This window comes from Roseisalinus antarcticus, from assembly GCF_900172355.1.
GTDB lineage: Bacteria > Pseudomonadota > Alphaproteobacteria > Rhodobacterales > Rhodobacteraceae > Oceanicola > Oceanicola antarcticus_A.
This window is the reverse complement of the sequence record NZ_FWFZ01000019.1, coordinates 1-20,886: the sequence shown is the minus strand read 5'-3', so window position 1 is coordinate 20,886 and position 20,886 is coordinate 1. Positions and strand designations below refer to the sequence as shown.

Genomic DNA, 20,886 nt, shown 5'->3' with positions numbered 1-20,886 from the left:
GCAAAGAAAACCTTGCGGGTCAGCCCTCGATCCGGGTCAGATCGGCAACGGAGAGGCAGAGCCCGCGAATACGGCTCAGCAAATTCAATCGGTTGCGACGGACGACCCCGCTGTCGGCATTGACCTGCACCGCGTCGAAGAAGGCATCCGTCGGCGCCCTCAGCCCCGCCATCGCGCCCATGGCCGCCGCGAAATTCTCGGCCTGCATCGCCGCGGCGATCCGGGGGTCGGCCGCGTCGAGCGCATCGAATAGCGCGATCTCTTCAGGCCCTTCTGCGAATTTTCGATCGGCGCCAAAGGAATACTCGACCCCGTCCTTCTCCTCGGCCTGGGTCAGGATGTTGTTGGCCCGCTTGAAGCCCTGCAGCAGGTTCTCCCCATCGTCGGTCTTGAGGAAGGCCGCCAGCGCCTCGGCCCGCTTGACCAGAAGCGCCAGATCATCGCTGCCCGGCATGGCGAGGCAGGCGTCGATGACGTCGTATCTTACGCCCTCGTCGCGCAGGTGCACCTTGAGCCGGTCGTGAAAGAACCCGACAAGGTCGACGACCCCCTGCTCCGGTGCCTGCTCGTCAGCCCAGCGGTGCAGCCCCGCAGCCTGCCGCAGGTGCCCGGCAAGGCCGGTCTCCAAGCCATTGGCCAGGATCAGCCGGATCACCCCAAGCGCCGCGCGGCGCAGGGCGAACGGGTCCTTGGAGCCGGTCGGCTTCTCGTCGATCGCCCAGAACCCGGTCAGCGTGTCGAGCTTGTCGGCCAGCGCGACGGCCACCGAAACTGCGGCGCTCGGCACGGCGTCGGACGGGCCGAGGGGCGAGTAATGCTCTTGGCAGGCGGCGGCGACCTCTGCAGGCAGGCCTGCCGCCTCACTGTAATACCGCCCCATAAGCCCCTGAAGTTCGGGGAATTCATAGACCATTTCCGAGGACAGGTCCGCCTTGACCACCCGCGCTGCCCGCTCTGCCAGATCCGGCTCCGCGCCGACGAGCGGGGCGATTTCGCGCACCAGCGCCGCGATCCGCTCGATCCGGTCGCGCTGGGTGCCGAGCCGCCGCTCGAAGGTGACGTTTTCCAGCGCGTCGAGCCACGGGGTCATGCCCGCGCCCGCGACGCGCAAATCATTCTCCCAAAAGAATTTTGCATCCGACAGCCGCGCCGCCAGAACCTTCTGGTTGCCGGCCAGGATCGTAGCCCCATCGTCGGGTGCCTCGATGTTCGCCACGGTCACGAAGCGCACGATCCGGCCCGATTTCGGGTCGCGGACCGAGAAGAATTTCTGGTGTTCCTTCATCGAGGTTTGCAACACCTCCGGCGGCAGGCCCAGGAAATCGGCGCCGATCTCGCCCATCAGCACCACGGGCCATTCCACCAGCCCGGCAACCTCGGCCAGAAGCCCCGGATCCTCGACCAGCTCCAACCCGGCGGCGAAGGCGCGGTTGGTCGCGTCATGCCAGATGGCATCGGCCCGTTCATCGGCTCGAAGCACCACCTTTGCCCGCTTCAGCTTGGTCTCGTAATCATCGAAATTCGCGACGGAAAAGGCGTCCGGCGCCATGAACCGGTGGCCGCGCGTGGTGTTGGAGGCGGTGACCCCCTCGATCTCGAACGGGACGACCTCTGCCCCGGCCTCGTCGGTCAGGATGCACAGGATAGACTGCAGCGGACGCACCCAGCGCAAGGTGCCGTCGCCCCAGCGCATGGACTTGGGCCAGGGAAAATTGCGGATCGTCCGATCCAGCGTCTCGGCCACGATCTCGGGGGCCTTGCGACCCTTTCGCGCGATCACGGCGAAGTAGAATTCGCCCTTGCCGGTATCGCGGGTCTCGAGCGCGGACCGCTCCACGCCCGCGCCCCGGCAAAAGCCGTCGATCGCCTTGTCGGGTGCGCCGACCTTGGGGCCGCGGCGCTCCTCGCGCGTGTCCGGGCTCTCGGCCGTCAGCCCGTCGATGGTCAGCGCAAGACGCCGGGGCGTGGCGAAACTGGCCGCCGAGGCGTAGGTCAACCCCGCCTCGACCAGCCCGTCGGCAACCATTTTGCGCAGGTTTTCCGAAGCCTTGGCCTGCATCCGGGCGGGAATTTCCTCGGAGAAGAGTTCGATCAGAAGGTCAGGCATTACTGCATACTTTCGGGTGGCGGCGGACAGCCCTCGGGGGCCGGGTTTCCGTCGAAGACGACCTCGCCGCAAGCGTTGATCTGATGCCACGACCGGGCGCGGCCATCGGGAAAGACAGCGACCACGCGGTCGATGCCGTATCGGATGTTCTCGACACCCAGGAATGCGACAGCCCGGCCCTCGGTCAGCGCGTCGCCGACCTCCTCGGCATCGAAGCAATCGAACCAGCCTGGCGCCACCAGGGGCTCGGCTGCTTCGTAGGGCGCATAGATCTCGGCCAGTTCCGCCACCGGGCGGCCCAGGTCGAAGCAGGCGCGATACCGGATCGGAGAGGACGTCGCGTCGATGCCCTTGTAGTTTTCGATCATGACGACCTCTGGCAGGCCGGTATCGGCCCGGGTCAATTGCACATCTGCGGACTCCACCGGAATCCGTTCATAATAGTAGTAGACCTGCAGGTAATAGAGCCCCAACCCGGCGGCGAGCGCCGAGACGAGGATCGCGAGGATGGCGATGCGGGTGGCGTTCATGCCGCGGCCCCGCCGGCCTCTGTCTGCACGAAGGCATCGGCGCAGAGCTTGGCGAGCGCCCGGACCCGGCCGATATAGGCCTGCCGCTCGGTCACGGAAATCACGCCCCGCGCGTCGAGCAGGTTGAACAGATGGGACGCCTTGATGCACTGGTCATAGGCCGGATGCGCCATGATGATGTGCCGGCCGGTCTTGGGGTCGACCTCGGGCGCCTGCAGGATGCGGGTGCACTCGGCCTCGGCCTCCTCGAAATGGCGCAGCAGGATGTCGGTGTCGGCGATGTCGAAGTTCCAGCGCGAATACTCGCGCTCGGTCTGCCGGAAGATGTCGCCGTAGGTCAGCGGCTGCGGCGAGCCGGGCGCGTTGAAGGGCATGTCCATGACGTGATCGATGCCAAGGACATACATCGCGAGACGCTCCAGCCCGTAGGTCAGCTCTCCGGAGACGGGATGGCAATCGTGGCCGCCGACCTGCTGGAAATAGGTGTATTGCGAGACTTCCATGCCGTCGCACCAGACCTCCCAGCCCAGGCCCCAGGCGCCCAGCGTCGGGCTTTCCCAGTCATCCTCGACGAACCGGATGTCGTGCATGCCCATGTCGATCCCGATCGCCGCCAACGAGCCGAGATAAAGGTCCTGAAGGTCCGGCGGCGAGGGTTTGATCAGCACCTGGAACTGGTAATAATGCTGCAATCTGTTGGGGTTGTCGCCATAGCGCCCATCAGTCGGCCGCCGCGACGGCTGGACATAGGCGGCGGCCCACGGACGCGTCCCGAGCGACCGCAACGTGGTGGCCGGGTGGAACGTGCCGGCGCCAACCTCCATGTCGTAGGGCTGCAGCACGGCGCAACCCCTGGCGGCCCAATAGGCCTGAAGGCGCAGGATGATCTCCTGAAAGCAGGTAGGTTTTTCGGCCATGTGCGCTCCGTTCCGGCGGGTCGCGCCTCATTATGCCCCCTGTCCGAAAGGGTCAATCGCGCCACGCCCGATCAAATCCTTGAGGGGGCCTTGCTTTTTAAGCTGACGTCGCGCCGCGCTTTGATAGGGTTCGCATCGACAAGCGTAACAGGCCGAATTTGCAGCGATTTGCGCGGCACGATGGAATTTTCTGAGGTATTCATGACAAGACGACTGATTGGCCTTTTCCTTGGCACGACGATGGCGCTGCCGATGTCGGCCTTCGCGCAGGAAACGCTCTGGCTGCAGATCGAGGCCCGCCGCACCCTGCAGGGCGCGGCAGAGGCCGCCCGCGGCTATGCGTCCCGGCTGGAAAATGTTGCGGGGTTTTCGGTCGGCAACGGGTACTACGGCATCGCCCTCGGCCCCTACGAGGCGGAGGATGCGCGGCGTCTGCTCAACGAGCTTCTGGCGCGGGGCCAGATCCCTCCGGACAGCTACACCGTGAGCGGCGCTGATTTCGAACAGCAATTCTATCCCGTGGGCGTCGGCGCCCCGCTGGAGGCGCAGCCCCTGCCCGACGCCGTCGCGGACGCGGCCCAGGACAACGTGCTGACGCCGGACGACATCACCGCAAGCGCGGCGGCGGCGATCGAGAACGCAGACGTGCCGACAGAGCCGGTGATCGAGACGCCGCCGGAGCCCGAGCCGGTCCCCGACGAGACCCGCAGCGAGGCGCTGCAGAGCGAGGCGCTGCTCGGACCCGACGAAAAACGGCAGCTTCAGATCGCCCTGCAATGGGCGGGCTATTACAACTCCACCATCGACGGGCTGTTCGGCCGCGGCACCCGCGGATCCATGGCCGGCTGGCAGGCGGACAAGGGCTATGAGGCGACCGGCGTGCTGACCACGCGCCAGCGCAACGAACTGCTGTCTGACTACAACGCGGTGCTCGAGGGGATGGAGCTGGCCCGCGTCCGCGACGACGCGACCGGGATCGAGATCGTGATCCCCACCGGCCCCGTCGCCTTTGCCGAATACCAGCCGCCCTTCGCCAAGTTCGAGCCTCGCAGCGACGCGCTGCCCGCGCAGGTGCTGCTGATCTCCCAGCCTGGCGACGAGGATCGGTTCTTCGGGTTCTACGAGATCCTGCAATCGCTTGCCCTGGTCCCCCCCGAGGGGGAGCGTAGCCGCAGCAGCCGCGCCTTCGAGATCGACGCCATCGGCCCGGAATTGCACACCTACGTCTATGCCACGCGCGAGGACGGGGCGATCAAGGGCTTCATGCTGATCTGGCCCACCGGCGACGAAGAGCGCCGCTCGCGCATTCTCGCCGAGATGCGGTCGAGCTTCACGCGGATCGACGGGGTGCTCGATCCCGCCATCGCGCCGCCTGACGAGGACCAGGGCGTCAACCTGGTGGCCGGCCTCGAGATACGTCAGCCGCGCGAGACCATGTCGGGGTTCTACATCGACAATGCCGGCAGCGTGCTGACCAGTGCCGAGATCGCGACGGGCTGCACCGAGCTGACCATCGAAGGCAGCTATGACGCCAGCGTGGCCCATATGGACGCCGACCTCGGCATCGCGGTCTTGCGCCCCGCGGAGCGGCTTGCCCCGATTCGAGTGGCGGAGTTCCAGACCAGCGTGCCCCGGCTGCGCGCCGAGGTGGCGGTGGCCGGCTATCCCTTCGGCGGGTTGCTCTCGTCGCCGGCGCTGACCTTCGGCACGCTGGAAGACATCCGCGGCCTTGCCGGCGAGGAAGAGGTCAAGCGCCTCTCGCTCCAGGTCGAGGACGGGGACGCGGGCGGACCGCTCTTCGACAACGGCGGCGCCGTGCTCGGCATGTTGCTGCCCCGCGACGACAGCGGGACGCGGGTCCTGCCCAAGGACGTGAACTTCGCCGCCGATGCCGAGGCGATCATCGCCTCCCTGCGCGGCGTCGGGATCACGGTGCAGACCACCCCGTCGATCGCGGCCATCACGCCCGAACTTCTGACGCTGCGGGCCGCGGAGATGACCGTGCTGGTCAGCTGCTGGTAGCCACGCGCCCGGATCTGGCGCGGTCAGTCGCGCCAGAACCGCAGCGTGAGGATCGTCAGAACCGCCATCACCTCCAGCCGGCCCACCAGCATCGCCGCGGCCAGCAGCCACTTGGCGCTGTCGTTGAGGTCGTAGAAATTGCCCGAAGGGCCGATCTTGTCACCAAGCCCCGGGCCGATATTCCCCAGCGCCGTCGCCGCCCCCGAGACAGAGGTTATCAGGTCCTCTCCCGTCAGGCCGATGGCGATGGTGAAAAGCCCCATGCTGACGATGAAGGCCACGAAGAAGGCCATCACGGAATTCAGCACGTCGTCGCCCACCGGCCGCCCCTCGTAGCGCGGCGTGAACATCCCGTGCGGCGAGTGGATGCGCTTGATCTGCGTCTTGATCGAGGCGAACAGCAGCTGGTAGCGGAAGATCTTGATCGAGCAGGAGGTCGACCCGGCGCAGCCCCCGATGAGGCCGACGAAAAAGAACAGCGCGACGGCGAAGGGCCCCCAGAGCATGTAATCCGCGCTGGCAAAGCCGGTCCCGGTCATGATCGACACAACGTTGAACAGAGCTTCGCGGAAGGCGATCTCGGAATAGCCGTGGAAGGTCTCGAACAGAAAAGCGGTGAGGACGAGCACGACGACCAGGACCGTGGCGATGAAGCTGCGGATCTGGCTGTCGCGCCACAGCGGCTTGGGATCCCCCGCGATCATCTGGACATAGCGGACGAACGGCAGCGCCGCGAGCAGCATGAAGACAACCGCAACATAATGCGCCCCGGCCCCGTAGGCCCCGAAAGAGGCATCGGTATTGGCCATCCCGCCGGTTGAGACGGTGGTCATCGCGTGGACCATGGCATCGAACCCGTTCATCCCGGCCATGGCATAGGCCATGGCGCAGGACAGGGTGAGGCCCACGTAGATCACCGAAATGCTCGACGCGATCTCCGCCGCGCGGGGCAGGATCTTGCCCATCGTGTCGAAAGCCTCGGACCGGAAAATCTGCATGCCCCCGACCTTGAGCTCGGGCAGGAACACCATGGCGACGACGATGATCCCGATGCCGCCCAGCCATTGCAGGATGCCGCGCCAGAGCTTCAGCCCCTCCGGCAGCGCCTCGATCCCGCCCAGGACCGTGGCGCCGGTTGTGGTCAGGCCGGACATCGCCTCGAAAAACGCGTTGGTCAGCGACAGGTTCGTTGCGCCGATGACAAACGGAATGGCCCCGAACAGCGGCAGCGCGACCCAGACCAGCACCGTCAGCAGGAAGGTCTGGCGGATCGTCAACCCTTCCGTCACCCCGTTGGAACAGGCGACCGCCGTCAGCCCGCCGGTCAGCACGGTCATCGCCGAGGCCTCCAGGAAGACCGGCCAGTGGCCGTTGCCCGCGATAAGATCCGAGACGAGCGGTGCCAGCATGGTCACGCCCAGCGCCGCCACGAGAAGACCGATCACATATCCAACGGGGCGCACGTCCAGCATGGAGAAACGGTTGGCCCGCGCGACAGAGAGTGTCAAGCGTGCCAACCGCGGTTCCGGGCCCAGATTATTCGCGAATAATCTGGCACCTAGCCGACATGGAACAACGTCATGAACAGCCGCGGGTCCAAGCTTTCGGCGGCGAAAGTGGGTCCTTCGGTCAGCACCGATACCGCGTCATGGCTGTGCAGGCTTTCCTGGTGGCTGGCCACGATGCGGAAGTCGCCGACCCGTGGGTCGGCCTTCAACTGCTCGCAAAAGAGCCGCGCCGCATCTTCCACAAAGATCGGGTTGGCGGCGTTGAGCTCGGCAAAAGCCTGCTCGTCCTCGCGCTTGACCATGACCTGGGTCTCGGTCGGCACCGCCGCGCGGGCCATGTCGATCAGGTCCTCGAACCACAGGCAGCCGGGGGCGGAGCCGTCCACCTCGACGCTTATCCGCGCGACGGAACGCTGCGAATGCGGCGTCGCCAGCTGACCGCGCACCTGCCGCGCGTGCTCGGAAAGCTCCAGCGAGCAGGGGCAGGTCGAGGAATAGACGAAGTCGAGATGGATGATCTTCTTGCGGATGCCGTCCCGCTCGACCAGCTCCAGCGCGATGTCGTAATACTGGAACCCTTCCAGCCCCGAGCGCAGGCTCTGCACCTGCATCGGGAAGGAAAACCGCATCTGGATCCGCGCGTCGAAGCTCTCCAGGTCGGATTTGTAGGCATCCAGCGCCCGTTCGATCACCTCGAACGAAAACGTCTCGTTCGCATGCTTGTAGAAGGTCCGCATGATCCGGGACATGTTGATGCCCTTTTTCTCGGCCTCCAGGCTCACGGTTCCGGTTACGCTGGTCTCGAGCGTCAGATCGCCGTTGTCGCGCGTATGGAACCGGATCGGCAGGCGAAAGTTCGAGATCCCCACATGCTGGATCTGGGTGGCGCAGCCGCGGATCAGCGACGCGGGGCCGTTCTGCAGATCCGGCATGGTCGCGCGATAGGCGGCGTCCGCCTCGAACGCCTCCGGATAGGCCCGCGTCAACGCTGGATACTCTGCGCCCGCATGACCCGGCAGCAGCGCGGCCACCGTGGGGTCGAGCGTGGCCACTTCATCGGCGCTCGCCTCCCCTGCCCATCGGCGCAGCACAGCCAGCGCGGCCTCGGCTTCGGATCTGGTCGGTTCGCGGTCGAAATCAGGTGCATGCAAGTTCATTGGCAGGGCCCCTCTGTGGCTAGAAACTGTATATGGACCGGCAGGGGCCCATGTCCACATATCGTGCCGGAAAAGTGTGCGCATCAGATCGTCGCCAGCGCCTGCTCCAGATCTTCCAGTAGATCCCCGACCGCTTCCAGCCCGACCGACAGGCGGATCAGCCCCGCGGTGATGCCCAGTGCCGCCCTTTGCACCTCCGGCAACCTCTGGTGAGTGGTCGTGGCGGGGTGGGTCACGATGGACTTGGCATCCCCGAGGTTGTTCGAGATCGTCCAGATCTGCAACGCGTTCAATACCTTGAAGGCTGCATCCTTGGTGCCGCAATCGACCGCCAGCACGGTCCCGGCGGTCCCGTTCTGCCGCATCGTCAGCGCGTGCTGCGGATGGTCGGGCAGACCCGGGTAGAGCACGCGGGAGAGCTTCTCATGGCCCGACAACTGCCGCGCCAGGGTCAAGGCGGAGGCTGACTGTGCGCGAACGCGCAGGTCCATGGTCTCGAGCCCCTTCAGCAGCATCCAGGCCGTGAAGGGCGACAGGCTGCCCCCGGTGTGTTTCAGATAGGGCTCCAGCGTCTTGCGGATATACTCCCTGGAGCCGAGCACGACGCCGCCCAGCGCACGCCCCTGCCCGTCGATATGCTTGGTCGCGGAATAGACGACCACGTCCGCGCCCTGCTCGATCGCCCGCGAAAAGACCGGCGTGGCAAAGACATTGTCGACGATCACGATCGCGCCCTGAGCATGGGCGAGTTGTGAGACCGCCTCGATGTCGATCACGTCCAGCGTCGGGTTCGACACGCTCTCGAAAAAGACCGCGCGGGTGTCGGGACGGATCGCTTCCGCCCATTGGTCGAGGTCCGTGCCATCGACGAAGGTCACCTCGACGCCGTAGCGGCTGAGCACGTCCTCGAGGATATAGAGGCACGAACCGAAGAGGGCCCGCGACGACACGACATGGTCGCCCGACCGCAGGATCGAGGTCAGCGCCGCGTTGACGGCGGCCATGCCCGACGCCGTGGCAAAGGCATCCTCGGCGCCTTCCAGCGCGGCCATCCGATCCTCGAACATGCGGACGGTGGGGTTGCCGTAGCGGGCATAGATGAATTCATCCTCGCCGGCCTTCAGAAACCGCGCCTCGGCGGCCTCGGCACTGTCATAGACGAAGCCCTGGGTAAGGAAAATCGCCTCGGACACCTCGCCGTACTGGCTGCGGCGGGTGCCGCTGTGAACGGCCTTCGTCTTTTTGTCCCAATCGGTCATGCGGGTCCCTTTCGCGCATCAAAAAACCCCGACACCGGGCAAGGTATCGGGGCGTGACCCCTGACCTCTTTAGCGGCTTGTTTTCACCCGTGTCCGAGAACACGCGATAGTGGCCCGCAATCCGGTAATCAAATCGCCACGAAAAATGACTTAGCGAGCGCGGGTGTTGCGGTCAAGCGGGGGTCACCGTCACGCAGGCTTAACAAAGAGTTCAAGGACCTGTCGCATGCTTTTGGCAATAGCGGCCACAAGATGTTGTGGGGCGGGCATGGCACTCCTTTCGATCAACAGCGACGACACTTTCGACAGCGGCGCCCTGCGCAGGGCGCTCGCGAGCCTTCCGGAGGGTGCGCCGGTGGTGGTCATGATCCATGGCTTCAAGTTTTCGCCCGCCTGCAGGACGCACGACCCCCATGACCACATCCTCTCCCTGCGCCCGGGCCGGGCCTGCTGGAAGGCCGTCTCCTGGCCGAAACACCTGCATCTGCACGGGGCGGCGGGGCTTGCCATCGGCTTTGGCTGGAACGCCAGGGGCTCGATCTGGCGGGCCTGGCGGGCCTCGGCCCGGGCGGGGCGGCGGCTGTCGCGCCTGATCGCCCTGGTGCGCGAGGCGGCCCCGGACCGGTCGGTTCACCTCGTCGCCCATTCCCTCGGGGCGCGGGTGGCGCTGGGGGCCCTGCCCGGCCTGCCCGCGGGCGCGGTGGCGCGGATCGTGCTGATCTCGGCGGCGGCCTTCCGAACCGAGGCCGAACGGCGGATGGCGACGGCGGCGGGCCGGGCCGCCGAGGTATTCAGTGTCACCGGCCGGGAAAACGCCGTATTTGACCTGCTTCTGCGGATCGCGATGCCGCTGGGCGGGGCGACGCTCGGGCGCAGAGGGCCGCCGATGGCGCGGTGGCTGGACCTGCCCCTGGACCAGGCCGAGAGCCTCGAGGCCCTTGCTGCCCTGGGCTTTCCGATCGCGCCGCCCCGGGTCCGGATCTGCCATTGGTCGGGATATCTGCGGCCGGGCGTCTGGCGGCTCTACCGGGTCCTCCTGCTGACACCGGAGGCGACCCCGCTGGGCGTGCTGCGGGCGCAGCTGGCCCGGCCGGCGCCCCGACCCACGCCCGTTAGGGCTTTGGCAAGAGTTCACCGCTAGGCTTATCCGAAGCTTCGGGAGGGCCGCGTGAAACACCGAGATCACAGGGCATTGTGCGACTACGCCGCACGGTTTCATACCGCACAGGGGCCGGTCTGGGCCGAGATTCGGAATGTTTCGGAATTCGGGGCCCGGGTGGCGGGCCTGTTCGAATCTCCCGGAAGCAGGGTCGCGCTCGTGCTCCGGATGTCCGAGATCAGGGGCCGCGTCGTCTGGCGCCGCGCGGGCCTCGTCGGCCTGCGATTCGACCGGCCGCTGTCGGACGCCGAGATGGCGATGATCCGCGGCACGGTCGAGGCGAGCCGGGCGGTCCGCAACACCGCCGGCTATCACCGGTTCCGGGAGCTTTAGCTGTCGGCCTTGTCCGTCGGGGATGTCGCGTCAGGCGGCTCGATCAGGTATTTCTGCAGGGCGAAGATCTGCCACCACAGAAAGGCGATCAGCGCGACCGGAAAGGCGAAGGTCTCGAGCTTGACCCACAGGTCGGTGCTTTGCGTGCGCCAGATGAGCTCGTTGGCCAGCGCCAGCACCACCAGGAAGGCGGCGAGGCGCCGGGTCAGGACCATCCAGCCCTCATGCTGCATGGGCATCAGCTCTCCGATGACCCATTCCAGCCAGCTTTGCCGCCGCAGAAGGCCCAAGCCCAGAAGTGCTGCCATGACGCCATAGACGATGGTGGTCTTGATCTTGAAGAACCGCTCGTCGTTGAACCAGGCCGTCAGCCCGCCGAAGAAGATCACCATGAAGGCGGTGAAGATCTGCATCCGGCTCAGCTTGCGCGTCAGCGCCCAAAGCACGCCGATGGCGGCTAGAAGCACCGGGATGAAGACCAGCGTCGCAACGATGAAGCCGGAATACTCCACCCCGCCGATGGTGAAGGTCTCGTCCCGCAGGCGGAGATACGCCAGGAAGAAGACGATGGTGGGCCCCAGTTCGAGGACCTGCTTGAGGACGGGATTGATCGGTCGGTCTGACATGTCGCCTCCTTAACCTCCCAATTCGACGATGACAGCCCCAAGAGCGATCATGGCCATCAGAAAAAGCCGCCGCGGCCCGACTTTCTCGCCGAGGATGAACCAGCCGATCAGAGCCGCGAAGACGGTGGAGGTCTCGCGCAGGACGGCGGCCTCGCCGACCTTGTCGAGCCGGGTCGCCAGCATCACGCCGCCAAAGCTGAGCCAGGCGATCAGGGCCCCGGCCGCCCCCCGCCGCAGCAAGGAACCGAACCCGCCCGGCACCCCGCCGCGCCGGATCCGGAGCGCCGCGATGACCGGGAAATCCAGCGCCGTGATGAAGAAGAACCAGGCCAGGAAGGTGAACGGGTTGAGCGATTGCCGGATGCCCGCCGCGTCGAACGTCGTGTAGAGCGCGACCATGATGCCGCCCGCCAGCGCCCAGGCCAGCCCGATTCGCAATGCACGGGGGTCGATGCTCTCTTCGGTCAGGTTGCGCACCGCCAAAAGCAGGATACCGCCCGAGAGGCACGCGACCCCTGCCCATTGGGTCGCGGTGAAATGCTCCGAGAACACCAGGCTGGCAAAGATGACCGTCACCAGCGGGCCGGTGCCCCGGATCACCGGGTAGACCACCGTGTAGGCCGCCCGCTCGTAGGCAAGGGCCACGGTGAGTTTGTAAATGAAATGCAGCCCCCACGCGCCCGCCAGGAACAGCGCCGTGGTCGGCGTTGGCCAGGGAACCACGAACAGCGCCACAGGCGCCGAGAAGATCACCAGCCAGAGGTCGATCGCCCCGCGCATCAACCAGGGGTCGTGGCGCCCCTTCTGCAACGCCCCGAAAACGGCATGCGCCAGCGCCGACATGAGCGCGAGCATCGTTGCCAATCGGGCCCCGTCGGGCGTTCCGGCAATGGATACGAGAAAGTCCCCCATGCGCCTCTGTTCGCCGGAATGGCGTCAGGCGCAAGGGGGTGTGATGTCAGCCTGTCAGGCGACGGCTGTGCGGCGGCGCAGCAACGCAAAGCCGCCAAGCCCGGTCAAGAGCAGAAGCGCCCCGGCAGGCAGGGGAATTGCCGCGAATTCAAAACTTCCCGCGGCGAAGCAATTTTCAGCGATGCCGTTACACGAAAAGGTTCCGACAGTTGTCGAGCTCGGAAAGGTAGACAGCGGATTCGGATCGTTCCCATAGCGGCTGTCCAGGAAGCTGATGAGCCCGCCGCCAGTCGACGTCAAAATCGGAAATCCGCTGCCCGTGTTCGCATTGCCGTTCTGATCCGCACCGGAAAAACCGGAAGCGATGATGCTGTAGCTGCCCGGGCCGAGGATCAGCGGAGACAACAGCGATGCGTAGCGGAACTGTCCCGAGAGCGGATCGCCGCTACCGGAAATCGTCTTTTGCGCAAGCGCCGACTGGGTCCCGAGATCGACGAGCCAGACGTTGATGGCCCCCGATATCCCGTCGGCATCGTCGTCAAACGCGCCGAGGGCGGACACTGTGATCGTGCTGTTAACACTGAAATCCACACCAAGGGACCCACCGAAGACCTGGTTGCCTGCAACCGCTCCGCCAGAGACCGACAGGGCATCGAAGGTCACGGCGGAGGCAGCACTCGCCAGGCCAACCGATATTGCAGCGACCGCGAGCGTCGTTTTGAGGTTTGAAAAAAATGACACGCTTGTACTCCTCTAACATACCTTACCTGTCAGTATCGCAACGATCTCCGCGACGTCAAGGATTTGTTAACGATCAGCCGTCGAACCCGACCAGTGCGGCGGCGAATTCCTCCGGGTCGAAGGGGGCAAGATCGTCGATCTGCTCACCGACGCCGATCGCATGGATCGGCAGACCGAACTTGTCGGCAAGCGCCACGAGAACTCCCCCCTTTGCGGTGCCGTCGAGCTTGGTCATCACCAGCCCCGAGACGTCGGCGAGTTCCTGGAAGGTCTTGACCTGGCTCAGCGCGTTCTGACCCGTGGTCGCATCCAGCACCAGCAAAGTGTTGTGCGGCGCGTCCGGGTCCTTCTTTCGGATCACCCGGACGATCTTGGCCAGTTCCTCCATCAGGTCGGTGCGGTTCTGCAGCCGCCCCGCAGTGTCGATCATCAGCAGGTCGGCCCCCTCGGCCTGGGCGCGGGTCATTGCATCGAAGGCCAGCGACGCGGGGTCGGATCCTTCGGGCGCCGTCAGCACCGGCACGCCGGCGCGGTCGCCCCAGACCTGAAGCTGCTCCACCGCCGCGGCGCGGAAGGTGTCGCCGGCTGCGATCACGACGTTCTTGCCCGCCGCGCGGAACTGCGAGGCGAGCTTGCCGATGGTCGTCGTCTTGCCGGAGCCGTTGACGCCGACCACCAGAACGACCTGCGGCTTGGTCGGGTAAAGCGGCAGGGGTCTGGCCACCGGCTCCATGATTCGGGCCACTTCGGCGGCGAGGGCCTGCTTGATCTCGAGGGTGGAAACGCGGCGGCCAAAGCGTCCCTCAGCGAGGTTTGCCGTTACCCGGCTCGCCGTGTCGACGCCCATATCGGCCGAGATCAACAGGTCCTCGATGCTTTCGAGCATGTCATCGTCAAGTATGCGCCGCTGGACCGTCCCCTCGGCGCCGCCCATCAGGCGACCGAGGAAACCGGGGCTTGCGGACTTCTCGGAATTCTCGGAATTCGACGTTTCGGTATTGTCGGTCGACGGTGATGGCGGCGGGGCCGCGGACGGCGGCGGCCTGGTCTCGGCGGGCGCCGGGTCTGGCACAGACGGCTTTTCGGTGGCGCCTTCATCGACGATCGCATCTAGCCCCTGCTCCAGCTTGGAAGAGGATTTGAACAGGCGGTCCTTGAGCTTGGTGAAGAAGGCCATGGTCACTCCGGGCGTCGTTTTGCCTCAGGTAACGTCCGGGGGCACCATTTGGAAGGGCCAAGACCGGAACGCCGCGCTGTGCTATGTGCGGCTCATGCGCAATCCGATGCCATATTTCGCCGTCGCGGCGCTGGGACCGGTGCCGTTGCTGGCCGCCGGCGCCCTCTGGGGTGGAGTCTGGCCGGTCCTGGCCCTGGCATGGATCACGGCCATGGCGGCGGTGCTGGACGAGGCCGTGGCATGGGTCCTTCCCGCGGGCGAGGCGGGGGCCGAGTTTCCAAGGGCCGATCTGCTGTCGATCGCGCTGGCCTGCGGTCATTTCGCGGTCCTCGCCCTCATCGTCGCGGCCCTTGCGGGCGCGTGGCTGGTGCCATGGGAAAAGGCGGTGCTGTTCGTCGGAACGGGGCTTTTCATGGGCCAGGTCGGCAATTCCAACGCCCACGAGTTGATCCACAGGGGCCGGCGCGGGCTCCGCACGCTGGGAACCTGGGTCTATGTCACAATGTTGTTCGGCCACCATGCCTCGGCCCACCCCCTCGTGCACCATGTCCGGGTCGCCACGCCGAAGGACCCGAACTCCGCGCGGCTCGGCGAGGGGTACTACCGGTTTGCCTGGCGGGCCTGGCGGGGGTCATTCCGCGAGGGACTCCGGGCGGAAAACCAGCGGATGGCCAGGGCGGGACGCGCCTGGTGGCGCCATTCCTACCTGATCTATCTGGGCGGCGCGGCAGTGACGCTGGGCCTGGCGGGCCTATTGGGCGGGGCGGGCGGGGTCGTGGCGCTTCTGGCGCTGGCCGGCTTCGCGCAGAGCCAGCTTCTGCTGTCGGACTACGTGCAGCATTACGGGTTGGTGCGCCGGGAGGGGGCCGACGGGCGGACCGAACCCGTGGCGGAACGGCACAGCTGGAACGCCCCCCATTGGTTCACCTCCGCCATGATGTTGAACGCGCCGCGCCATTCGGACCACCACGCCCATCCCGCCCGGCCCTATCCGAACCTGCGCCTGACCGAAGCTGCCCCGCGTCTGCCGCGCAGCCTGCCGGTCATGGCCTGCGTCGCTCTCTGGCCGCGCCTCTGGCGGCGCGTCATGGACCCGCGAGCCCTGCGCCAGCGCGAGGTCGGGCCGCTCGCGGCGGAGTGACCGGCAAGGTCTGGCCTTGGGAGCGCCGCGCATGCAAGGTCGTGCGATGAGGTGGCTTGTCACATGCGCGTTGATCTCCGGCACGGCGCTGTCGGCCCAGGCGGAGACCCCGCTCGACGCCGAGGCGTTCGACGCCATCACCCAAGGCCGTACCCTGACCTTTCTCGTGGACGGCGCACCCTACGGGATCGAACGCTACATGGCCGATCGCCGGGTCCTTTGGTCCTTTCTCGACGGACAATGCGCTCTCGGCGAATGGTATCCGCAAGACGACTCGATCTGTTTCCTCTATGACATCGACCCGGAGGCGCCCCAATGCTGGGAGGTCTTCAAGGACGGCGACGGGCTTCGCACCGTTTTCACCGAGGATCCGGACCGGCCGGCGATCTACCGTGCCCGCGAGGGCGACGAGGAAATGATCTGCGAGAATTTTGGGACCTGAGCTTCGGAGCGCCCAGAATATTCGCGAATATTCTGCCACCGCTCCGATCAGAACAACGTGCCCTGATCCGGCGGGGGGGCCGAGCGTTTCGCCTTGGCGCGGGAGATTGAGCGCGTGACCGTCCCGTCGACAAACTCGATCTCGAGGACCGCCGCCTTTTTCGCCTCGACCGCACGGGTCACCACCGCCCCGTCGCCGCGCACGACCGCGTAGCCGCGGGCCAATGTTCCCTTGTAGCTGAGCGAATCGAGCAGGCGCATTGTCGTTCCCAGCCTGTCCCGGCGGCCGGTCTGCTGTTGGTGCACGACCCGCCCGAAGCGTGCGGCCAGTTCCGTGAGCCGCCGGTCGTCCCTGGCCAGGTCACGCTCCAGGGGCGCGAGACCGATGCGTCCCGCCCGCAGCTCCAGCGCCTCGCGGCGGGCCTTCAGGATCCGGTCGAGGGCGGGGGCAAGGCGGGCGGTTTCGCGGCCCAGCACCCGCCGCCTGTCCGCCAGGGCAGTCCGAAGCGCCGCCGGTCGCAGCCCGCCCGCCGCTTCGGCGAGCTGATGTCGCCTGGTCGAGACCACGGTGCCCAGGGCCCTCGGCAACCGGCTGTCCTGGGTGTCGAGCCGTTGACGCGCGGTCTCCAGCAGCGCCTCGGGCCGGCCCAGCCCCCGCGCGAGGTCCCGCAGGCGCTGGCCACGCTGGGTCAGCGCCTGGCTCACGTGCCGGCTGAGCCGGGCACCCTGCCCGTCCAGCCAGGCCTTCAGCTCGGAGCGCACCGGAACGGCCATCTCCGCCGCTGCCGTGGGGGTCGGGGCGCGCCGGTCGGCGACATGGTCGATCAGGGTCGTGTCGGTTTCGTGCCCGACCGCCGAGATCAGCGGAATCTCCGACGCGGCCGCGGCCCGGGCCACGATCTCCTCGTTGAAGCCCCAAAGATCCTCGATCGATCCGCCGCCTCGGGCGACGATCAGCAGGTCAGGCCGCGGCAGCGCCCCGCCAGGCGCCATCCTGTTGAACCCCTCGATCGCCCGGGCGACCTCGGCCGCGCAGGATTGGCCCTGCACCGCGACCGGCCAGACCAGAACCTTGCGCGGGAACCGATCCGCCAGGCGGTGCAGGATGTCGCGGATCACCGCGCCGGACGGCGAGGTCACGACCCCGATCACATCGGGCAGGTATGGCAGCACTTTCTTGCGCTCGGGCGCGAATAAACCCTCTGCTTCAAGCAATTTCTTGCGCTTTTCGAACATGGCCATGAGGGCGCCGACCCCGGCAACGGCCACCTCGTCCACGTTCAGGTTGTATTTCGACTGGGCCCCGAAGGCCGACAGCCGCCCGGTGACGATGACCTCGAGCCCCTCTTCCGGCATCACCGACAACGCGCCGACCTGGCCTTTCCAGGTGGTGCAGGCCAGCACGTTCCGATCATCCTTGACGTCGTAGTAGAGGTGACCGGACCGGGCCTTGAACACCCGGCCGACCTCGCCCCGCACCCGGATCCGGCCGAACTCGTCCTCCAGCGTCCGCTTCACCGCACCGGCAATCTCGGAGACCGTGTATTCGGCGGTATTGCGTCCGGGCGTCGGGTCGTCGATCAGGTCCATGGGCCACCTTGTGCTGGATGGACCGCCACCCTAGAACGCCGAAGGATCGAGGCCAAGCGGGGAGACCCCATGAACATCCTTATCCTGGGCAGCGGCGGGCGCGAACACGCCATGGCCTGGGCGGTGAAGCAGAACCCGAAATGCGACCGCCTGATCGTGGCCCCCGGCAACGCCGGCATCGCCCAGATCGCCGAGACCCCGGGGCTTGATATCCTGGAAGGCGATGCCATCGCCGTCTTTGCCGCCGAAAACGCCGTCGATCTGGTCCTGGTCGGCCCCGAGGCCCCGCTCGCCGCCGGCGTCGCGGATACGCTTCGGGCGGCGGGGCTCGTCGTCCTCGGCCCCTCCGCCGCGGCGGCGCGGCTGGAATCCTCCAAGAGCTTCACCAAGGCGATCTGCGACGCGGCATCGGCGCCGACAGCCGCCTACGCCCGTTTTGTCGATGCCGCGGCGGCCCATGCCTATGTCGTGGCCCAGGGTGCGCCCATCGTGATCAAGGCCGACGGGCTCGCGGCCGGCAAGGGCGTCACCGTGGCCATGAGCGAGGACGACGCCCACGCGGCGCTCGACGACATGTTCGGCGGCGCGTTCGGGGCCGCCGGCGCCGAAGTGGTGATCGAAGAGTTCATGACCGGGGAAGAGGCGTCATTCTTCTGCCTGGTGGACGGCGAAGAGGTCCTGCCGATCGGCACGGCCCAGGACCACAAACGCGCCCATGACGGCGACGAAGGTCCCAACACCGGCGGCATGGGGGCCTATTCTCCCGCCCCGGTCCTGTCGGACAGCGTCGCGCAAAAGGCGCTGGACGAGATCGTCCGCCCGACCATGGCGGTGCTCGCGCGGCAGGGCACTCCCTTCCGGGGGATCCTGTATGTCGGCCTGATGATCGAGGACGGCCAGCCCCGGCTGGTCGAATACAACGTCCGCCTCGGCGACCCCGAGGCGCAGGTCCTGATGATGCGGCTGGGGGGCCAGGCGCTCGACCTGTTCCAGGCCTGCGCCGAGGGCCGCCTGGGCGAGGTCGCCCCGGCCTGGGCCGACGATCATGCCCTCACGGTCGTCATGGCGGCGGAGGGCTATCCGGGATCCTACGAAAAGGGCTCCGAGATCAAGGGGTTGGATCGGCTGCCCGAGGACAGCTTCGCGATGACCTTCCACGCGGGCACCGCCGAGGCCGACGGCCGTATCCTGGCCGCCGGCGGCCGGGTGCTGAGCGTGACCGGCCGGGGCGCCACCCTGCAGGAGGCCCGCGACCGCGCCTATGACCTGGCGGGCGCCATCGACTGGCCCGGCGGCTTCTTTCGCTCCGACATCGGCTGGCGAGCCCTCTGACCGGGCCCCCGCCGGGGCGGGATCAGTGTTTCTCGGGCACGTAAAGCTCGGGTGGGAGCGTCGCGCGTTCGTAATCCGAATTGTAGACCCGCGACGGCAGGGTGATCTCATCGTGCGGCACTTCGGCGTAGGGGAACAGGGTCAACAGGTGGTCGATGCAGTTCAGCCGCGCCCGTTTCTTGTCATTGCCAGCCACGATGTACCACGGCGCCTCGGGGATGTTGGTCCTGGCGAACATCTCCTCCTTGGCCTTGGTGTATTGCTCCCAGCGGACCCGGGACTGAAGGTCCATCGGCGATAGCTTCCATTGCTTGAGCGGGTCGTGAATGCGCATCAGAAACCGCATCTGCTGTTCCTCGTCGGTGATCGAGAACCAGTATTTCACAAGCCGGATACCCGAGCGGACCAGCATGCGCTCGAACTCCGGAACATCCTGGAAGAACTGCTCCACCTGCGCGATGGTCGCGAAACCCATCACCCGCTCCACACCGGCCCGGTTGTACCACGACCGGTCGAACAGCACGATTTCCCCGCCGGCCGGCAGATGCGGCACGTAGCGCTGGAAATACCATTGCGTCTTCTCCCTGTCCGACGGCGCCGGCAGGGCCACGGTCCGCACCACCCGCGGGTTGAGCCGCTGGGCGATCCGCTTGATGACACCGCCCTTGCCCGCCGAATCCCGCCCCTCAAAGAGGATCACGACCTTCTCGCCGCTGTGAACCACCCAGTCCTGCAGCTTGATCAGCTCCGATTGCAGATGCAAAAGCGACCGGAAATACTCAGGCCGCGGGATCGAGGGACCGTGGCTCTTGCGATAGATTTCCCGGATCTTCATCGACAGAACCGAGTCCTCCAGTTCCAGCTCCATCGTCTCGTCAAGGGAGTCGGCAAGCTCGGCCCCCAGCCAGTCCTCCGCCCCGTGTTCCATGTCGTCGTCCATGCTCACCTCCGATCGTCAGGGACAGGGTATCACGGCGGTGTGACACTTTCGCGGGCCGGAAACGGATTTCATTGCCTCGGGCCGCCGTCTGCGGCATGATATAAGAATTGAGCATGTCAGGTCCGACACCCGGAATAGGGGCGGACCGGCGTATATCGAGGCAGTCCAGAGGCAGGACCATGCATCGTTTGGTAATAATTCTGGCGATTCTGACGTTGTCGTCCTGTGGCAGCAGCAGGGGCGTGACCGGCGAGGTTGGGCAGGCTTGCCTCGCAGCGGGTCGATCCTCGGCCAATGCGCAGATCTGCGGCTGCATCGACGAGGTGGCAAAGCGCACCCTCAATGCCCGCGAACAACGGGCGGCCGCCAGCTATTTCGAGGATCCCGAAGCCCTCCAGGCGATGAAGATCGACGACCGGCCGGCGGCGGAACGGATGTGGGTAAACTACGACAACTTCGTGGATACGGCCCGCGCCACCTGCGGCTAGGTGCCCTGCGGGACGGTGGGCGGGGCGCCTTCGAGCGGCCCATCAAGGGCCGCGTCGAACAGCGCCGTGCACCGGCCTGCCAAACCACCCCTCATTCGATGTCCCAATCGTCGGGATGCCGCAACTCGCCGATCGCCATCCAGCCGACCCGGATCCGCGCCACCCGTGTGTCGCCCCAAGTGCTGAAGATGATCTGGAACCCGGCCGCCGTGACCTCCTCGGCCCGCACGTCCGCGCGCGCATTCGATCCGGCGGCGATGTCCCACATCGACACCGACACCATCACCGACGGCGGCGCACGAAACGCTTCGGAAAACACCTGGTCCGACGCGATCTGCCGCGGGCCCGAGCCGGTCCACATATCCCCGCCATGCTGGTACCTGAATCGGTGACCTAACCCCTGCCAACCCATTTTACGGCCTCGATTTTCACAATGCCGCCGCAAAATCTCGTAGACGTCCCTGTCTAATCTCGTCGTTACACTAAACAGGCCCACATGCAGGGTT

Annotated in this window: 20 protein-coding genes; 7 read left to right on the top strand and 13 right to left on the bottom strand. The window is 66.4% G+C overall.

Translation table 11 applies throughout. The annotated features are described in order from the left end of the window. Window positions 1-19 precede the first annotated feature (19 nt). From glyS to ROA7023_RS15555, 3 genes are read right to left on the bottom strand one after another with little or no spacing between them, the layout of a single operon-like run. Complete coding sequence (gene glyS / locus ROA7023_RS15565) at window positions 20-2,107, bottom strand: glycine--tRNA ligase subunit beta (RefSeq protein WP_085879965.1); 2,088 nt, start codon at window positions 2,105-2,107, stop codon at window positions 20-22. Next, window positions 2,107-2,637 carry a DUF6446 family protein gene (locus ROA7023_RS15560; RefSeq protein ID WP_085879964.1) on the bottom strand — a complete coding sequence of 177 codons (531 nt, stop codon included), beginning with the start codon at window positions 2,635-2,637 and terminating at the stop codon, window positions 2,107-2,109. The genes glyS and ROA7023_RS15560 overlap by 1 nt, the downstream gene beginning before the upstream one ends. Next, complete coding sequence (locus ROA7023_RS15555) at window positions 2,634-3,554, bottom strand: glycine--tRNA ligase subunit alpha (protein WP_085879963.1); 921 nt, start codon at window positions 3,552-3,554, stop codon at window positions 2,634-2,636. The genes ROA7023_RS15560 and ROA7023_RS15555 overlap by 4 nt, the downstream gene beginning before the upstream one ends. Before the next feature lie 201 nt (window positions 3,555-3,755). On the opposite strand from ROA7023_RS15555, the gene ROA7023_RS15550 reads away from it, so the two are divergent. Next, on the top strand, window positions 3,756-5,576 hold the full coding sequence (locus ROA7023_RS15550; protein ID WP_234992258.1) for a serine protease: 1,821 nt from the start codon (window positions 3,756-3,758) through the stop codon (window positions 5,574-5,576). 23 nt (window positions 5,577-5,599) lie between these two features. Here ROA7023_RS15550 and ROA7023_RS15545 read toward each other — a convergent pair whose 3' ends face one another. The 3 genes from ROA7023_RS15545 to metZ all read right to left on the bottom strand — a co-directional run bounded on the left by ROA7023_RS15545 (window position 5,600) and on the right by metZ (window position 9,500). Beyond that, window positions 5,600-7,048 (bottom strand): TrkH family potassium uptake protein, encoded by a 1,449-nt coding sequence (locus ROA7023_RS15545; protein ID WP_085880024.1) that lies wholly within the window; start codon window positions 7,046-7,048, stop codon window positions 5,600-5,602. A gap of 86 nt (window positions 7,049-7,134) precedes the next feature. Next, a complete protein-coding gene (gene folE2 / locus ROA7023_RS15540) occupies window positions 7,135-8,241 on the bottom strand; it encodes a GTP cyclohydrolase FolE2 (RefSeq protein WP_085879961.1) in 1,107 nt (368 codons plus the stop codon). A gap of 83 nt (window positions 8,242-8,324) precedes the next feature. After that, on the bottom strand, window positions 8,325-9,500 hold the full coding sequence (gene metZ / locus ROA7023_RS15535) for an O-succinylhomoserine sulfhydrylase (protein WP_085879960.1): 1,176 nt from the start codon (window positions 9,498-9,500) through the stop codon (window positions 8,325-8,327). 268 nt (window positions 9,501-9,768) lie between these two features. Between metZ and ROA7023_RS15530 the strand changes: the two genes are divergently transcribed. Together ROA7023_RS15530 and ROA7023_RS15525 are read left to right on the top strand one after the other, a co-directional pair. Next, on the top strand, window positions 9,769-10,641 hold the full coding sequence (locus ROA7023_RS15530; RefSeq protein ID WP_085879959.1) for an alpha/beta hydrolase: 873 nt from the start codon (window positions 9,769-9,771) through the stop codon (window positions 10,639-10,641). 27 nt (window positions 10,642-10,668) lie between these two features. After that, entirely contained in the window at window positions 10,669-10,992 is a 324-nt protein-coding gene (locus tag ROA7023_RS15525; protein ID WP_085879958.1) for a PilZ domain-containing protein, read from the top strand. Here the strand turns inward: ROA7023_RS15525 and ROA7023_RS15520 are convergent. The 4 genes from ROA7023_RS15520 to ftsY all read right to left on the bottom strand — a co-directional run bounded on the left by ROA7023_RS15520 (window position 10,989) and on the right by ftsY (window position 14,448). Then, window positions 10,989-11,618: an inner membrane-spanning protein YciB gene (locus ROA7023_RS15520; RefSeq protein ID WP_085879957.1), complete on the bottom strand. Its 630-nt coding sequence runs from the start codon at window positions 11,616-11,618 to the stop codon at window positions 10,989-10,991. The two genes, ROA7023_RS15525 and ROA7023_RS15520, sit on opposite strands and share 4 nt — an antisense overlap. A gap of 9 nt (window positions 11,619-11,627) precedes the next feature. Then, the gene (locus ROA7023_RS15515) at window positions 11,628-12,530 is read right to left on the bottom strand and encodes an EamA family transporter (RefSeq protein ID WP_085879956.1); all 903 of its coding nucleotides are present in this window, start codon (window positions 12,528-12,530) and stop codon (window positions 11,628-11,630) included. A 54-nt stretch (window positions 12,531-12,584) separates the two neighbouring features. Further along, window positions 12,585-13,271 (bottom strand): VPLPA-CTERM sorting domain-containing protein, encoded by a 687-nt coding sequence (locus ROA7023_RS15510; RefSeq protein WP_085879955.1) that lies wholly within the window; start codon window positions 13,269-13,271, stop codon window positions 12,585-12,587. Between the two features lie 73 nt (window positions 13,272-13,344). Continuing rightward, the gene (gene ftsY, locus ROA7023_RS15505) at window positions 13,345-14,448 is read right to left on the bottom strand and encodes a signal recognition particle-docking protein FtsY (protein WP_085880023.1); all 1,104 of its coding nucleotides are present in this window, start codon (window positions 14,446-14,448) and stop codon (window positions 13,345-13,347) included. A 106-nt stretch (window positions 14,449-14,554) separates the two neighbouring features. Here ftsY and ROA7023_RS15500 point away from each other — a divergent pair, with 106 nt between their 5' ends. Continuing rightward, on the top strand, window positions 14,555-15,589 hold the full coding sequence (locus ROA7023_RS15500) for an alkane 1-monooxygenase (protein WP_234992257.1): 1,035 nt from the start codon (window positions 14,555-14,557) through the stop codon (window positions 15,587-15,589). 46 nt (window positions 15,590-15,635) lie between these two features. After that, window positions 15,636-16,031 (top strand): hypothetical protein, encoded by a 396-nt coding sequence (locus ROA7023_RS15495; protein WP_143535583.1) that lies wholly within the window; start codon window positions 15,636-15,638, stop codon window positions 16,029-16,031. Between the two features lie 47 nt (window positions 16,032-16,078). Here the strand turns inward: ROA7023_RS15495 and xseA are convergent, their stop codons facing one another. Further along, window positions 16,079-17,620, bottom strand: a complete 1,542-nt coding sequence (xseA, locus tag ROA7023_RS15490; protein ID WP_085879952.1) for an exodeoxyribonuclease VII large subunit — start codon at window positions 17,618-17,620, stop codon at window positions 16,079-16,081. A gap of 69 nt (window positions 17,621-17,689) precedes the next feature. Between xseA and purD the strand changes: the two genes are divergently transcribed. Next, a complete protein-coding gene (gene purD / locus ROA7023_RS15485) occupies window positions 17,690-18,952 on the top strand; it encodes a phosphoribosylamine--glycine ligase (RefSeq protein ID WP_085879951.1) in 1,263 nt (420 codons plus the stop codon). A 22-nt stretch (window positions 18,953-18,974) separates the two neighbouring features. Here the strand turns inward: purD and ppk2 are convergent, their stop codons facing one another. Then, entirely contained in the window at window positions 18,975-19,892 is a 918-nt protein-coding gene (ppk2, locus tag ROA7023_RS15480; RefSeq protein WP_085879950.1) for a polyphosphate kinase 2, read from the bottom strand. Window positions 19,893-20,134: 242 nt separating this feature from the next. On the opposite strand from ppk2, the gene ROA7023_RS15475 reads away from it, so the two are divergent. Next, on the top strand, window positions 20,135-20,380 hold the full coding sequence (locus ROA7023_RS15475; protein WP_085879949.1) for a hypothetical protein: 246 nt from the start codon (window positions 20,135-20,137) through the stop codon (window positions 20,378-20,380). A 91-nt stretch (window positions 20,381-20,471) separates the two neighbouring features. On the opposite strand, the gene ROA7023_RS15470 is transcribed toward ROA7023_RS15475, so the two are convergent. Continuing rightward, window positions 20,472-20,886: H-type lectin domain-containing protein (locus ROA7023_RS15470; protein WP_234992256.1), on the bottom strand; the 415-nt coding region annotated here is incomplete at its 5' end.